We start from the raw sequence: 14,877 nt of genomic DNA on the forward strand, positions 1-14,877 counted from the left end.
TCGGCGCGTGATGAGCAATGATCGCAGGGTGACTGAAACCGAAGCCGAGGCGCGCCCCGACGAGAATTTGTGGCATCCAGACTCGGCCGTGGCGGCACCGCCCGCCGCGACGCCGTCCGCCATCACCGACCTGCCGGAAGACCGCTACCTCAACCGGGAACTGAGCTGGCTGGACTTCAACGCCCGCGTGCTGGCGCTGGCCGCCGACAATTCGTTGGCCCTGCTGGAACGAGCCAAGTTCCTGGCCATCTTCGCCTCCAACCTCGACGAGTTCTACATGGTCCGCGTCGCCGGTCTCAAGCGCCGCGACGAGATGGGGCTGTCGGTTCGCTCGGCCGACGGCCTGACGCCGCGCGAGCAACTGGCCCTCATCGGCGAGCAGACCCAACGCATCGCGACCCGGCACGCGCGGGTGTTCCTCGATTCGGTGCGCCCGGCGCTCGCCGAGGAAGGCATACATATAGTCACGTGGGCCGATTTGGACCAGGGTGAGCGCGACGAACTGTCGACCTATTTCCACGATCAGGTCTTCCCCGTGCTGACTCCCCTCGCCGTCGACCCCGCCCACCCCTTCCCCTTCGTCAGCGGCCTGAGCCTGAACCTGGCGGTGATGGTGCGCCAACCCGAGGACGGCGGCCAGCACTTCGCGCGGGTGAAGGTGCCCAACAACGTCGATCGCTTCGTCGAATTGGGCGCCCGCGGCCATACGGACGAGGCCGAGGGGTCCGGGATAATCCGCTACCTACCAATGGAAGAGCTGATCGCGGCCTTCCTGCCGGTGCTGTTCCCGGGCATGGAGATCGTTCAGCATCACGCTTTCCGCATCACCCGCAACGCGGACTACGAGGTCGAAGAGGACCGCGACGAAGACCTGCTGCAAGCCCTGGAACGGGAATTGGCGCGCAGGCGATTCGGGTCCCCGGTGCGACTCGAGGTCGCCGACGACATGACCGAGAGCATGCTGGAATTGCTGCTGCGCGAACTCGACGTGAATCCGGGCGACGTCATCGAGGTGCCCGGCCTGCTGGACCTGTCGTCGTTGTGGCAGGTCTACAGCGTAGACCGACCGGCGCTCAAAGACCCGGCTTTCGTACCCGCCACCAGCCCCGCATTCGTCGATCGCGAGACGCCCAGGAGCATCTTCGCGACGCTGCGCGAAGGCGATGTGCTGCTTCATCATCCGTACGAATCGTTCTCCACCAGCGTGCAGCGATTCATCGAGCAGGCCGCGGCCGATCCGAATGTGCTGGCGATCAAGCAGACGCTGTACCGCACATCCGGCGATTCGCCGATCGTTCGGGCGCTCATCGCCGCCGCCGAGGCGGGCAAGCAGGTGGTGGCGCTCGTGGAGATCAAGGCGCGCTTCGACGAGCAGGCCAACATTCGCTGGGCGCGAACGCTGGAGCAGGCGGGCGTGCACGTCGTCTACGGCTACGTCGGGCTCAAGACGCACTGCAAGACCTGCCTGGTGGTGCGCCGCGAGGGTTCGGCGATTCGCCGTTATTGCCATATCGGAACCGGCAATTACAACGGCAAGACGGCGCGACTGTACGAGGACGTCGGGCTCTTGACGGCGTCGCCCGAGATCGGCGCGGACCTGACCGACCTGTTCAATTCGCTGACGGGCTACTCGCGCAAGGTCTCCTACCGCAATCTTCTGGTGGCCCCGCACGGAATTCGCACCGGCATCATCGAACGCGTCGAGCGCGAGATCGCCGCCCACCGCGAACACGGCAACGGGCGGATCCGGCTGAAGATGAACGCCCTCGTCGACGAGCAGGTCATCGACGCGCTGTATCGCGCGTCGATGGCGGACGTGCGGGTGGAGGTGGTGGTGCGCGGCATCTGCGCGCTGCGCCCCGGCGCCGAAGAATTCTCCGAGAACATCGCGGTCCGTTCGATCCTCGGTCGCTTCCTGGAGCATTCGCGCATCATGCATTTCAATCGCATCAACGAGTTCTGGATCGGCAGCGCCGACATGATGCACCGCAACCTCGACCGGCGCGTCGAGGCGTTGGTTCAGGTCAAGGATCCGCGGCTGACCTCATACCTGGACGACCTGTTCGAGTCCGCGCTGGATCCGTCCACCCGCTGCTGGGAGCTGGGGTCCGACGGGCAGTGGATCGCGTCGCCGCAGGAGGGCCACACCGTGCGCGATCACCAAGTGTCGTTGATGGAGCGGCACCGCAGTCCGTAACCCCCTGTGCGGTGATTTACGGTTGTTCTCCGGCCGCACCGCGCGGCCCCGACCGAATTGACCTGCAGGAGTTGATTTGCCGACCAAGAGCTCGCGTTCGGGAAGCCGGATCGTGCACGCCGCCGGAGCGGTGCTGTGGCGACCGACCGATTCGGCCAACCCCGGCCTCGAGATCGCGGTGATCCACCGCCCCCGCTATGACGACTGGTCGCTGCCGAAGGGAAAGGTGGACCCCGGCGAGACAGCGCCCGTCGCCGCGGTGCGGGAAGTGTGCGAGGAGACGGGGCAGCACGCCATCCTGGGCAGGCGGCTCGACATGGTGAGCTACCCGATCGAGGCGGGCGTCAAAAAGGTGTACTACTGGGCTGCGCGCAGCACCGGCGGTGAGTTCACCCCCGGCAACGAGGTCGACGAATTGGTGTGGGTCCCGATAACCGACGCGTTGAAAATGCTCAGCTATTCTCACGATCGAAAGATGTTGCGTCACTTCACAAAACATCCCGCCGACACGCACTCCGTGGTGGTGGTGCGGCACGGCACGGCCGGCCGGAAGTCCCGCTTCAAGGGCGACGACACCCAGCGACCGCTGGACAAACGGGGACGCGCCCAGGCGGAGGCGCTGGTTCCGCAGCTGCTGGCCTTCGGCGCCACCGACGTGTACGCCGCCGACCGGCTGCGCTGCCACCAGACGGTGGAACCGCTGGCCGAGGAGTTGGGCGTGACCGTGCACAACGAGCCGACCCTCACCGAGGAGTCCTACGCCAAAAGCCCCAAACGTGCCCGGCGTCGGGTCCTCGACATCGCCGGGCAGCAAGGCACACCGGTCATTTGCACACAGGGCAAGGTGATTCCCGACTTGATCGCGTGGTGGTGTGAACGGGACGGTGTCCGCCCGGACAAGTCACGCAACCACAAGGGCAGCACCTGGGTGCTGTCGCTGTCGGGCGGCAAGATGGTGGCGGCCGACCACATCGGCGGCGCGCTGGCCGCCAACGTGCGGGCATAACACGCGAATACCCTTCGGGTGCATCGCTGCGACCCGAAGGGTATTCGCGTTTGATCTACTGCCGCCTAGCGGCGACCGCGACGCGCGGCGGCCTTCTTGGCCGGAGCCTTCTTTGCGGCGGTCTTCTTGGCCGGAGCCTTGGTTGCGGCCTTCTTGGCCGGAGCCTTGCGGGCCGGAGCCTTCTTGGCGACGGTCTTCTTGGCCGGAGCCTTCTTGGCGACGGTCTTCTTGGCCGGAGCCTTCTTGGCGGGAGCCTTCTTCGCCGCGGCCTTCTTGGCCGGGGCCTTCTTCGCCGCGGCCTTCTTGGCGGGGGCCTTCTTGGCAGCGGTCTTCTTGGCCGCGCCGCTTGAAACTACACCACGCTTCACTGCAGGTCCTTCCGACGGGAGACGCTGTGCGCCAGAGACAACCGCTTTAAATTGAGCACCGGGACGGAACGCCGGGACGGAGGTCGGCTTCACCTTCACCGTCTCGCCCGTACGCGGGTTGCGGGCCACCCGGGCCGCGCGACGCCGTTGCTCGAAAACACCGAACCCGGTAATGGTCACGCTGTCGCCCTTGTGCACCGCGCGCACAATCGTGTCGACGACGTTCTCGACGGCAGCGGTCGCCTGCCGTCGGTCGGTGTTCAATTTCTGTGTGAGCACATCAATGAGCTCTGCCTTATTCATCCAATCCCTCCGACGCTAGTGGTCCTCGATTTGAACCGACTAGTGCACACGGTAAACCCTCACCCAGCAAATTTCCAAGAGCCACGCGCAATTTCAGGGTCGGGCATTGCGAAGTTTTCGCAATCCGGTTGCCGCCCTTGACCGGTGGCGGAGTTGGAAATCGGCCCGGTTAGTTAGGTGGGCGAGAAAAAATTCCGGCCTTCTCGACCGTTCAGGGAGCGGGCAGAGTGCGCGGTTTCCACTGCGGGTACGCGGCTTCGTATGACTCGATTTTGTCGAGTTTTCGCAGCGTAAGGGCTATATCGTCGAGCCCTTCCAACAGTCGCCAGGCGGTGTGGTCGTCAATCTTGAACGGCAGCACCGTCGTTCCCGCCGTGATATTTCGATCTTGAAGATTGGCAGTGATTTCCAGTCCCGGGCTCTGCTCGATCAGCTTCCAAAGTAGTTCCACGCCGTCTTGGGAAACTTCGGCGGCCAACAGGCCCGCCTTGCCGGCGTTGCCCCGGAAGATGTCACCGAACCGAGACGAGATGACCACCCGGAAGCCGTAGTCCATCAGCGCCCACACCGCGTGCTCGCGCGACGACCCGGTCCCGAAATCGGGTCCGGCAACGAGGACCGACCCCCGGTCAAAGGGGCTGAGGTTAAGCACGAATGAGGGATCCGAGCGCCAGCTCGCGAACAAACCGTCCTCGAAACCGGTTCGGGTGACGCGCTTCAAATACACCGCCGGAATGATCTGATCGGTGTCGATATTGGACCGCCGCAACGGCACACCGATGCCGGTGTGGGTGGTGAATGCTTCCATGCTGATGCCTTCTTACTCGATTGGGTCAGTTCAAATCGGCCGGGGCGGACAGGGTGCCGCGAACTGCTGTCGCGGCGGCAACCGCCGGAGACACCAAATGCGTGCGGCCGCCTTTCCCCTGGCGCCCTTCGAAGTTGCGGTTGGACGTCGCCGCGCACCGTTCCCCCGGCGCCAGCTGATCCGGATTCATCCCGAGGCACATCGAGCAGCCGGCCTGTCGCCATTCGGCGCCCGCTGCGGTGAAAACCTCGCCCAGCCCTTCGGCTTCGGCCTGGGCGCGCACCCGCATGGAGCCGGGCACCACGAGCATCCGCACCCCCGGGGCCAGCTTGCGGCCGCGCAGCACATCCGCGACGACCCGCAAATCTTCGATACGACCGTTGGTACAAGAGCCGACGAACACGGTGTCGACCGCGATGTCGCGCATCGGAGTACCCGGTCGAAGGTCCATGTAAGCCAACGCTTTCTCGGCGGCCTGCCGCTCGGCGTCGCCGGTCATCAGCTCCGGGTCGGGCACGGCCGCGGCCAGCGGCACGCCCTGCCCCGGGTTCGTTCCCCACGTCACGAACGGGCTCAACGATGTCGCGTCGAGATGGACCTCGGTGTCGAAGACGGCACCGAGGTCGGTGTGCAGCTCCCGCCAATAGCGCATCGCCGCGTCCCACTGCGCGCCCTGCGGCGCGTGCGGCTTGTCGCGCAGGAATTCGAAGGTGGTGGCGTCCGGGGCCACCATGCCCGCGCGGGCGCCGGCCTCGATGCTCATGTTGCAGATCGTCATCCGGCCTTCCATCGACAGCGATTCGATGGCGCCGCCGCGGTATTCGATCACGTGCCCCTGCCCGCCGCCGGTGCCGATCTTGGCGATCAACGCGAGGATGATGTCCTTGGCCGTCACACCGGCGGGCAATTCCCCGTCGACGTTGACCGCCATCGTCTTGAACGGCCGCAGCGGCAACGTCTGGGTCGCCAGCACGTGCTCGACCTCCGAGGTGCCGATGCCCATCGCCAGCGCGCCGAAGGCGCCGTGCGTCGAGGTGTGACTGTCCCCACACACCACCGTCATTCCCGGTTGGGTCAGACCGAGCTGCGGCCCGACGACATGCACGATGCCCTGCTCGATATTGCCCATCGGATAGAGGCGAACGCCGAATTCGGCGCAGTTGCGGCGCAACGTCTCGACCTGGGTCCGCGACACCGGGTCGGCGATCGGCCTGTCGATGTCGACGGTCGGCACGTTGTGGTCCTCGGTGGCCAGTGTCAGGTCGGGGCGCCGCACTCCCCGGCCGGCCAGGCGCAGCCCGTCGAAAGCCTGCGGGCTGGTGACCTCGTGCACCAGATGCAGATCGATGTAGATGAGGTCTGGCGCGTCAGCCTCTCCTTTGTCCACAACGTGGTCCTCCCACACCTTTTCGGCCAGGGTGCGCGGCTTGCCGGATCCCATCGCGAATTCGCCTCGATTCCCTCACGCGCGGCTCGCCGATCGACCATGGGCTGTGATCTCAGAATGCGAGACGCTAGTATCTTCTTGTGAGACAGCATAGCGGCATCGGCGTCCTCGACAAAGCCGTGGGCCTGCTGCACACGATCGCCCAATCCCCCTGCGGATTGGCCGAACTGTGCGAGCGCACCGGGCTGCCCCGGGCCACGGCGTATCGGCTGGCCGCCGCACTCGAAGTCCATCGCCTGCTGGCCCGCGACGACGAAGGGCGGTGGCGGCTCGGGCCGGCCGTCAGCGAGCTCGCCGCTCACGTCAACGATCCGCTGCTGGCCGCCAGCGCCGGGGTGCTTCCCCTGTTGCGCGAGACCACCGGGGAGAGCGTGCAGCTCTACCGCCGGGAGGGCACCGCCCGGGTGTGTGTGGCGGCCCTGGAACCCGCTGCGGGCCTTCGCGATACGGTCCCGGTCGGGGCGCGGTTGCCGATGACGGCGGGCTCGGGCGCCAAGGTGCTGCTGGCCCACAGCGACGCGGCGACCCAGAAGGCGGTGCTCCCGACGGCCAAGTTCACCGAGCGCACGCTGGCCGAGGTGCGGCGACGCGGCTGGGCGCAAAGCGTGGCCGAGCGTGAGCCCGGAGTCGCGAGCGTCTCGGTTCCCGTGCGCGACAGCCGCGGTGCCGTCGTCGCGGCCATCTCGGTGTCGGGACCGGTCGACCGGATCGGCCGTCGGCCCGGCGCACGCTGGGCCGCCGATCTGTTGTCGGCCGCCGAGGCGCTGACGCGGCGGCTGTAGGGCCGAGTCGAGTGTGCATCGATGGCGCCGCGGGTGTGACTACGGCGGTGAAATCGCCAAAATCCCGCCGCACACGCACACCCGATGCCGTCGGCGCACACTGAACGCCACCGGTGCACACGCGACGAACTTGTCCTGACAGACTGACCGCCATGGGAACGAATCAGCGCGCGAGCATCGTCATGTCCCCGGACGAAATCGCGGACTTCGTCGACAAGAGCCGCACCGGGACGCTGGCCACCATCGGCCCCGACGGTCAGCCGCATCTGACCGCGATGTGGTACGCCGTCGTCGACGGCGAAATCTGGCTGGAGACCAAGGCCAAGTCGCAGAAGGCGGTCAACCTCAACCGGGATCCGCGGGTGAGCTTCCTGATCGAGGACGGGCACACCTACGACACGCTGCGCGGGGTGTCGTTCGAGGGCGTCGCGGAGATCGTCGACGATCCGGACGTAGCGCACCGGGTCGGGGTCAGCGTCTGGGAGCGCTACACGGGCCCCTACACCGACGACATGAAGCCCTTCGTGGAGCAGATGATGAACAAGCGCGTCTGCGTGCGCATCGTGGCCCAGCGCGCCCGCTCGTGGGACCACCGCAAACTCGGGCTGCCGGCCATGCCGGTGGGCGGCTCCACGGCACCGGCTGTGTTAGGAACCGGTCAATAATTTTGTAGCCCCGATGGGATTCGAACCCACGCTACCGCCGTGAGAGGGCGGCGTCCTAGGCCGCTAGACGACGGGGCCAAGAAACGATCCAGAGACGATCCGGAGTGCCAGCATAGCTCACACCCGGTAGCCCACCTAATCGCTTGAGGTGGCGAGATTTTGCTGGGGTACCAGGACTCGAACCTAGAATGGCTGAACCAGAATCAGCTGTGTTGCCAATTACACCATACCCCATTGGCTGCCTAAAACCGCTGGTCAGCGAGCCTTTTCACCCTGCTCGGGAGACCGCCGCTGCCCGCCGTTGTCGGCCTTTGTAAACCGCAGAGCAGACTACCAAAGACTCGGCACACAATCCGCACGCGAGGTCTTCGCCTACCCGCCGACCGTTTCGCGCGCGGCGCGTAGCCGCAGCAAGCTGCGCTCGCGGCCGAGCAGCTCCAGCGATTCGAACAACGGCGGGCTGACCGTCGTTCCCGTGGCGGCGACCCTGATCGGGCCAAAGGCCTTGCGCGGTTTGAGGCCCAGGCCGTCGATGAGCGCGGACTTGAGGGCGGACTCGATGTCGGCGGTCGTCCAGTCCGCCACGCCGTCCAGCGCGGTCAGCGCCGCGTCCAGCACCGCGGCCGCGTCCGCCCCGAGTTCCTTGGCGGCGGCCTTGGGCTCGATGGCGTATTCGTCGTCGTTGAGGAACTTCAGCAGCTCCCACGCGTCGGCGAGCACGACGATGCGCGTCTGCACCAGGTCCGCGGCCGTGGCGAACGCAGCTTCGTCCAATCCGAGGCGGTGGCCGTGCGCCTCGAAGTAGGCACGCAACCGGCCGGCGAAGTCCGCCGGCTCGAGCATCCGGATGTGCTCGCCGTTGAGCGCGTCGGCCTTCTTCTGGTCGAACCGCGCGGGATTGGAATTGACGTTCACGACGTCGAAGGCGGCCACCATCTCGTCGAGAGTGAACAGGTCGTGGTCGTCGGCGATGGCCCAGCCGAGCAGCGCGAGGTAATTGAGCAGCCCCTCGGGGATGAAGCCGCGGTCGCGGTGGGCGAACAGGTTCGACTGCGGGTCGCGCTTGGAGAGTTTCTTGGTTCCCTCCCCCAATACCGTTGGCAGGTGGGCGAACTCCGGGATGCGCTCGGCGACGCCGATCCGGATCAGCGACTGGTACAGCGCGAGCTGCCGCGGGGTCGACGGCAGCAGGTCCTCGCCCCGCAGCACGTGGGTGATTTTCATCAACGCGTCGTCGCACGGATTGACCAAGGTGTACAACGGATCTCCGTTGGCGCGGGTCAACGCGAAGTCCGGCACGGAGCCCGCGGCGAAGTTGGTAGGCCCGCGCACGAGGTCGTTCCAGCCGAGGTCTTCGTCGGGCATCCGCAGCCGCACCACCGGCTTGCGGCCCTCGGCGAGGAACGCGGCGCGTTGCGCATCGGTCAGCTGCCGGTCGAAGTTGTCGTAACCCAGTTTCGGGTTGCGGCCCGCCGCGATGTGGCGCGCCTCGACCTCTTCCGGGGTCGAGAACGCGTAGTAGGCCTCGCCCGCCTCGAGCAGCTTGGCCACCACGTCGCGGTAGATCTCTTTGCGCAGCGACTGGCGGTACGGGCCGTAGGGCCCGCCGACCTCCGGGCCCTCGTCCCAGTCCAGGCCGAGCCAACGCAGCGCGTCGAGCAGCGCCAGATAGCTTTCCTCGCTGTCACGTTCGGCGTCGGTGTCCTCGATGCGAAAGACGAAGGTGCCGCCGGTGTGCCGGGCATAGGCCCAGTTGAACAGCGCGGTGCGAACCATCCCGACGTGCGGGGTGCCCGTGGGCGACGGGCAGAACCTGACGCGGACTTTCGTTTCGTCGGTCACGACTTTCCCTTACGGACCACGGGATTGGACAGCGTGCCGATCCCCTCGATGGTGATGGCGACGGTGTCGCCGTCCTCGATCGGACCGACGCCGGCGGGGGTTCCGGTGAGGATCAGGTCGCCGGGCAGCAGCGTCATCACGGCCGAGATCCATTCAACGATCGCACCGATGTCGTGGATCATCAGCGAGGTCCGGCTGTGTTGCTTGACCTCGCCGTTGACCTCGGTTCGGATTTCGAGGTCCGCAGGGTCGACATCGGTGACGATCCACGGCCCGACCGGGCAGAACGTGTCGTGCCCTTTCGCCCGGGTCCATTGGCCGTCGGCCTTCTGTTGGTCGCGGGCCGACACGTCGTTGCCGATGGTGTAGCCGAGGATGCTGTCGGCGGCTTCGGCGGCCGAGACGTCCTTGCAGGGCCGGCCGATGACGGCCGCCAACTCCCCCTCGAAATGCACCGGTGATGCGTTGGCCGGCAACCGAATCGGCACGTTCGGGCCGATGATGGCCGTGTTGGGCTTGAGGAAGATGATGGGGTCCGGCGCCGCCGGGCCGGTCAGCTCGGTCATCTCCGCGATGTGATCGGTGTAGTTCTTGCCGATGCAGACCACCTTGCTCGCCAATATCGGGGCCAGCAGCCGCACATCGGCAAGCGGCCACGACCGGCCGGTGAAGTTCGGCGTGCCAAAGGGATGCTCGGCGATTTCGCGGGCGACCATTGCAGCGGGATCGGCGAGTTCGCCCTCGATGCTGACGAAGGCGACACCGTCGGGGCTGGCGATTCGACCAAGGCGCATTTCGTTGAGCCTACTAATGAGGCGTAGCAGGCGGCATAGCCGGGCATCGCATCTGAGGCCGCCGCGCAAGCCTCACCAGCATTTTCACCTGTTTGTGCAAGCATGGGGAATGCAAACGGACGCGGCCCCCACGCGCGAGCTGGGCGCGGCCGGGCGCTGGTCCATCATGGTGGTATCGCTGATCGCCACCGCGAGTTCCTTCCTCTTCATCAACGGCGTCGCGTTCCTCATTCCCTCGCTGCAATCAGCGCGCGGAATCCCGCTCGACGAAGCCGGTCTGCTTTCCTCGATGCCCAGCTGGGGCATGGTGGTCACCCTGGTGTTGTGGGGCTACGTACTGGACCGGGTGGGCGAGCGTCTGGTGATGGCCGCGGGCTCGGCGCTCACCGCGGTGGCGGCCTTCGCCGCAGCGTCGGCGCATTCGATGGTGCTGATGGCCGTCTACCTGTTCCTCGGCGGCATGGCCGCGGCCAGTTGCAACACCGCCGGCGGGCGGCTGGTGTCGGCGTGGTTCCCGCCGGAGCAACGCGGCCTGGCCATGGGCTTCCGCCAAACCGCGCAACCCCTCGGAATCGCCTTGGGGGCACTGGTGATTCCGGAGTTGGCCGAGCACGGCCCCAGCTCGGGGCTCAGGTTCACCGCGTTGGCGTGCGCGTTGGGCGCGGTGGCCAGCGCGGTCGGCATCATCGATCCGCCCCGAAAGCCGCGGGCCGACGCCACCGTCTCGGAACTCGCCAGCCCGTACCGAGGATCGTTGACACTGTGGCGAATTCACGCGGTGGCGGGTCTGATGATGGTGCCGCAGACGGTAACCGTGACGTTCATGCTGGTCTGGCTGATCAAGAATCTGCACTGGTCGGTCGCGGCCGCCGGCAGCCTGGTCACCCTCTCGCAGCTGCTGGGCGCGATCGGCCGCGTCCTGGTGGGCCGCTGGTCGGACCGGATCGGGTCGCGGATGCGACCGGTCCGCATCATCGCGATCGCCGCCGCCGTCACCCTGTTCCTGTTGGCCTGGGCCGACTTTCTGAACTCGGGCTATCAGGCGCCCCTGATGGTGGTGATCTCGGTGATCGCCGTGCTCGACAACGGGTTAGAGGCCACGGCCATCACCGAATTCGCCGGACCCTTCTGGAGTGGCCGCGCGCTGGGCATCCAGAACACCACGCAACGGGTGATGGCGGGCGTCGCGCCACCGCTGTTCGGCGCGCTGATCACCGCCGCGAAATATCCGAACGCGTGGATACTGTGCGGACTGTTCCCGGTCGCCGCGGTGCCGCTGGTGCCGGCGCGGTTGCTCCCGCCGGGACTGGAAACTACAGCGCGGCGGCAATCCGTTCGCCGACTCCGGTGGTGGCGAGCCGTTCGTTCCCACGCGTCGCCAGATAGGTCTCGACCGCCCGGTCCACCCGGCTAGCGGCTTCGTCCTCACCGAGGTGGGCGAGCAGCAACGCCACCGACATGATCGCGGCGGTCGGGTCGGCGATGCCCTGACCCGCGATGTCCGGCGCGCTGCCGTGCACCGGCTCGAACATCGATGGATTGGTCCGGGTGGCGTCGATATTTCCGCTGGCGGCCAAGCCAATTCCCCCGCACACCGCCGCCGCCAGGTCCGTGATGATGTCGCCGAACAGGTTGTCGGTGACGATCACATCGAAGCGCCCGGGGTCGGTGACCATGAAAATGGTGGCGGCGTCGACGTGTTGGTAGGCGACCTCGACGCCGGGGTAGTCCTGCCCGACCTCGGCGACGATCCGCGCCCACAGCTTGCCGGCGAAGGTCAGCACGTTGGTCTTGTGCACCAGCGTCAGGTGTTTGCGGCGGCGCTGCGCGCGTTCGAATGCGTCGGCCACCACGCGGCGCACGCCGAACGCCGTGTTGAGGCTGACCTCGGTGGCCACCTCGTGGGGCGTGCCGGTTCGGATCGCACCACCCGTGCCGGTGTATGGGCCTTCGGTGCCCTCGCGCACGACGACGAAGTCGATGCCGGGGTTTCCGGCGAGCGGGCTGCTCACCCCGGGATACAGCCGCCCCGGTCGCAGGTTGACGTGATGATCCAGCTCAAAACGCAACCGCAGCAACAGGCCCCGCTCCAGCACGCCGCTGGGCACCGACGGATCGCCGATCGCACCGAGCAGGATGGCGTCGTGCTGGCGCAGCTCGGCGAGCACCGATTCCGGCAGCAGTTCACCGCTGGCGTGATACCGCCGGGCGCCCAGGTCGTATTCCGTCTTTTCGACACCGGGCAGCACCGCGTCGAGGACCTTGACGGCCTCGGCCGTGACTTCCGGCCCGATGCCGTCGCCGCCGATCACCGCGAGCCTCACGACAGATCAACCACCTCAAGCTTGTTCGCGCCCACCGCCGCGCCGATCGCCGACCGCACCTCGCTCGGCACGTCCCGATCCAGCCGCAGCAGGATCGTCGCGCCCGGGCCTTCGGCGTCCTCGGACAGCTGCGCGGCTTGGATGTTCACGCCCGCCGAACCGAGCAGGGTGCCGATCTTGCCCAGCGCCCCGGGCTCATCGGCGTAGTTGATCACCAGGTTGGTGCCCTGGGCGCGCAGATCAAAGTTGCGGCCGTTGATCTGCACGATCTTTTCCACCAACTGCGGCCCGGACAGCGTGCCGGCGACGTTGACGGCGGTGCCGTCGTGAGCGACGGCGCGGACGTCGACGACGCTGCGGTGGTTCGGACTTTCGGAGGCGGTGGCGAGCTCGGCGGTGACGCCGCGCTCTTCGGCCAGCGCCGGCGCGTTGACGAAGGTGACCGGACCCTCCACCACCGCCGAGAACAGCCCACGCAGAGCCGAAAGCTTCAGCACCTCAACGTCTTCGGACGCCAGCTCGCCGCGCACCTGAACCGACACCGATACCGGCGGCCCGTCGGACAGCGAGGCGGCCAGCACCCCGAGCTTGCGCACCAGGTCCAGCCAGGGCGCCACCTCCTCGTTGACCGCACCGCCGCCGACGTTCACGGCATCGGGAACGAATTCCCCGGCCAGCGCGAGCTTCACGCTCTCGGCGACGTCGGTGCCCGCCCGGTCCTGGGCCTCGGAGGTCGACGCACCCAGGTGCGGGGTCACCACCACCTGGGGCAGCTCGAACAGCGGGCTATCGGTGCACGGCTCCTTGGCGAACACGTCGATGCCGGCCGCCCGCACGTGTCCGCTGCTTACGGCTTCGGCCAGCGCGGCCTCGTCAATCAGGCCGCCGCGGGCGGCGTTGACGATGATGACGCCCGGCTTGGTCTTCGCCAGCGCTTCCTTGCCGATCAGGCCCGCCGTCTCGGGCGTCTTCGGCAGGTGTACCGAGATGAAGTCGGCGCGGGCCAGGAGGTCGTCGAGCGGCAGCAGTTCGATGCCCAGCTGCGCGGCCCGGGCCGGCGACACGTAGGGGTCGTAGGCCACCAGGTGGGTGCCGAAGGCGGTCAAGCGCTGGGCGACCAACTGCCCGATCCGGCCCAGGCCCACCACGCCGACCGTCTTGCCGAAGATCTCGGTGCCGTTGAACGACGACCGCTTCCACGCGTGCTCGCGCAGCGAGGCGTCGGCGGCCGGGATCTGCCGGGCGGCTGCCAGGAGCAGCGCCAACGCGTGCTCGGCGGCGCTGTGAATGTTCGAGGTCGGGGCGTTGACCACCAGCACGCCGCGCTCGGTCGCGGCGTCCACGTCGACGTTGTCCAGCCCCACCCCGGCCCGGGCCACGATCTTGAGCTTGGCGGCGGCCGCCAGCACCTCGGCGTCGACCGTGGTGGCCGAGCGCACCAGCAGCGCGTCGGCCTCCGGCACCGCGGCCAGCAGCTTCTCCCGGTCCGGCCCGTCCACCCAGCGCACCTCGACCTGGTCTCCCAGGGCGGCGACGGTCGATTGGGCGAGTTTGTCGGCGATCAATACAACAGGCAGATTCACCCGGCCAGCCTATCGGCTGGCATCGAGGCGCTCACCACTGCCGTGAACTGCGCCGACCCGCGATGGCGCGCACAGTCCTACCATGCCCATGTGACCAAACTCGCGATCATCTACTACTCGGCCACCGGGCATGGCACCGCGATGGCGCAACGCGTCGCCACCGCGGCCGAATCCGCGGGTGCCGAAGTCCGCCTTCGACACGTCGCCGAAACCCGCGACCCGCAATCGTTCGCCCAGAACCCGGCCTGGACCGCCAATTACGAAGCGACCAAGGACCTTCCGGCGGCGACGGGTGAGGACATCGTGTGGGCGGACGCGGTGATCTTCGGCTCACCGACCCGCTTCGGTTCTCCCGCCGCGCAATTGCGCAACTTCCTCGACTCGCTCGGCGGGTTGTGGGCCGAAGGCAAGCTCGCCGACAAGGTGTACGCGGCCTTCACGTCGTCCAACACCCTGCACGGCGGTCAGGAGACGACCTTGCTGTCGCTCTACATCACGCTGATGCATTTCGGCGGCATCATCGTCCCGCCCGGCTACACCGACCCGTGCAAGTTCGTCGACGGCAATCCGTATGGGGTCAGCCTGGTCTCAACGCACGACAACATCCACGAATTCGACGAGGCCACCGAGAACGCCCTGGACCACATGACCCGCCGCGTGCTCGAGGTCGCGGGCCGCCTTCGCGACACTTAAACCACGCACACGACACGCCGTAAACGGTCGCCGTGGTTTAAGTTTCGCGGACCGGCGGCCCGCGT

At 67.2% G+C, this 14,877-nt stretch carries 13 protein-coding genes and 2 tRNA genes; 6 read left to right on the plus strand and 9 right to left on the minus strand.

The genetic code is table 11. The features are described from left to right. The first annotated feature begins 7 nt into the window (after positions 1-7). Together A5730_RS18180 and A5730_RS18185 are read left to right on the plus strand one after the other, a co-directional pair. Positions 8-2,197, plus strand: a complete 2,190-nt coding sequence (locus A5730_RS18180) for an RNA degradosome polyphosphate kinase (RefSeq protein ID WP_067903284.1) — start codon at positions 8-10, stop codon at positions 2,195-2,197. A 76-nt stretch (positions 2,198-2,273) separates the two neighbouring features. Continuing rightward, entirely contained in the window at positions 2,274-3,203 is a 930-nt protein-coding gene (locus tag A5730_RS18185) for an NUDIX hydrolase (RefSeq protein ID WP_067903286.1), read from the plus strand. Positions 3,204-3,268: 65 nt separating this feature from the next. Here A5730_RS18185 and A5730_RS18190 read toward each other — a convergent pair whose 3' ends face one another. The 3 genes from A5730_RS18190 to leuC form a co-directional block, all read right to left on the minus strand. Then, on the minus strand, positions 3,269-3,874 hold the full coding sequence (locus tag A5730_RS18190; RefSeq protein ID WP_067903289.1) for an HU family DNA-binding protein: 606 nt from the start codon (positions 3,872-3,874) through the stop codon (positions 3,269-3,271). A gap of 211 nt (positions 3,875-4,085) precedes the next feature. Then, positions 4,086-4,682: a 3-isopropylmalate dehydratase small subunit gene (gene leuD, locus A5730_RS18195; RefSeq protein ID WP_067903292.1), complete on the minus strand. Its 597-nt coding sequence runs from the start codon at positions 4,680-4,682 to the stop codon at positions 4,086-4,088. 25 nt (positions 4,683-4,707) lie between these two features. Further along, the gene (leuC, locus tag A5730_RS18200; RefSeq protein ID WP_067903295.1) at positions 4,708-6,123 is read right to left on the minus strand and encodes a 3-isopropylmalate dehydratase large subunit; all 1,416 of its coding nucleotides are present in this window, start codon (positions 6,121-6,123) and stop codon (positions 4,708-4,710) included. A gap of 86 nt (positions 6,124-6,209) precedes the next feature. Between leuC and A5730_RS18205 the strand changes: the two genes are divergently transcribed. Together A5730_RS18205 and A5730_RS18210 are read left to right on the plus strand one after the other, a co-directional pair. Next, entirely contained in the window at positions 6,210-6,911 is a 702-nt protein-coding gene (locus tag A5730_RS18205) for an IclR family transcriptional regulator (RefSeq protein WP_055403314.1), read from the plus strand. Between the two features lie 152 nt (positions 6,912-7,063). Further along, a complete protein-coding gene (locus tag A5730_RS18210) occupies positions 7,064-7,576 on the plus strand; it encodes a pyridoxamine 5'-phosphate oxidase family protein (protein ID WP_067903297.1) in 513 nt (170 codons plus the stop codon). 5 nt (positions 7,577-7,581) lie between these two features. Here A5730_RS18210 and A5730_RS18215 read toward each other — a convergent pair. From A5730_RS18215 to A5730_RS18230, 4 genes are all read right to left on the minus strand, one after another. Further along, a tRNA-Glu gene (locus A5730_RS18215) sits at positions 7,582-7,654 on the minus strand. Between the two features lie 84 nt (positions 7,655-7,738). After that, positions 7,739-7,810 (minus strand) — tRNA-Gln (locus A5730_RS18220). Between the two features lie 138 nt (positions 7,811-7,948). Continuing rightward, positions 7,949-9,418 (minus strand): glutamate--tRNA ligase, encoded by a 1,470-nt coding sequence (gltX, locus tag A5730_RS18225; RefSeq protein ID WP_082946891.1) that lies wholly within the window; start codon positions 9,416-9,418, stop codon positions 7,949-7,951. Then, positions 9,415-10,212, minus strand: coding sequence for a fumarylacetoacetate hydrolase family protein (locus tag A5730_RS18230; RefSeq protein WP_067903300.1), 798 nt, complete (start codon positions 10,210-10,212; stop codon positions 9,415-9,417). Before A5730_RS18230 ends, gltX begins: the two co-directional genes overlap by 4 nt. 109 nt (positions 10,213-10,321) lie before the next feature. Here A5730_RS18230 and A5730_RS18235 point away from each other — a divergent pair, with 109 nt between their 5' ends. Further along, a complete protein-coding gene (locus A5730_RS18235; RefSeq protein WP_067903303.1) occupies positions 10,322-11,626 on the plus strand; it encodes an MFS transporter in 1,305 nt (434 codons plus the stop codon). On the opposite strand, the gene A5730_RS18240 is transcribed toward A5730_RS18235, so the two are convergent. Next, positions 11,526-12,536, minus strand: a complete 1,011-nt coding sequence (locus tag A5730_RS18240) for a 3-isopropylmalate dehydrogenase (RefSeq protein ID WP_067903306.1) — start codon at positions 12,534-12,536, stop codon at positions 11,526-11,528. The two genes, A5730_RS18235 and A5730_RS18240, sit on opposite strands and share 101 nt — an antisense overlap. Further along, positions 12,533-14,119: a phosphoglycerate dehydrogenase gene (gene serA / locus A5730_RS18245; RefSeq protein ID WP_067903309.1), complete on the minus strand. Its 1,587-nt coding sequence runs from the start codon at positions 14,117-14,119 to the stop codon at positions 12,533-12,535. The genes A5730_RS18240 and serA overlap by 4 nt, the downstream gene beginning before the upstream one ends. Before the next feature lie 90 nt (positions 14,120-14,209). Here serA and wrbA point away from each other — a divergent pair, with 90 nt between their 5' ends. Further along, positions 14,210-14,812: an NAD(P)H:quinone oxidoreductase gene (gene wrbA / locus A5730_RS18250; protein ID WP_067903463.1), complete on the plus strand. Its 603-nt coding sequence runs from the start codon at positions 14,210-14,212 to the stop codon at positions 14,810-14,812. Positions 14,813-14,877 lie beyond the last annotated feature (65 nt).

Source organism: Mycobacterium sp. ACS4054 (assembly GCF_001667275.1).
Lineage (GTDB): Bacteria > Actinomycetota > Actinomycetes > Mycobacteriales > Mycobacteriaceae > Mycobacterium.

Excerpts from the sequence above, each read along its gene's own strand:
- A5730_RS18190 (WP_067903289.1), bottom strand. The coding sequence starts at position 3,874 with ATGAATAAGGCAGAGCTCATTGATGTGCTCACACAGAAATTGAACACC.
- leuD (WP_067903292.1), bottom strand. The coding sequence starts at position 4,682 with ATGGAAGCATTCACCACCCACACCGGCATCGGTGTGCCGTTGCGGCGG.
- leuC (WP_067903295.1), bottom strand. The coding sequence starts at position 6,123 with ATGGGATCCGGCAAGCCGCGCACCCTGGCCGAAAAGGTGTGGGAGGAC.
- A5730_RS18210 (WP_067903297.1), top strand. The coding sequence starts at position 7,064 with ATGGGAACGAATCAGCGCGCGAGCATCGTCATGTCCCCGGACGAAATC.
- A5730_RS18230 (WP_067903300.1), bottom strand. The coding sequence starts at position 10,212 with ATGCGCCTTGGTCGAATCGCCAGCCCCGACGGTGTCGCCTTCGTCAGC.
- A5730_RS18235 (WP_067903303.1), top strand. The coding sequence starts at position 10,322 with ATGCAAACGGACGCGGCCCCCACGCGCGAGCTGGGCGCGGCCGGGCGC.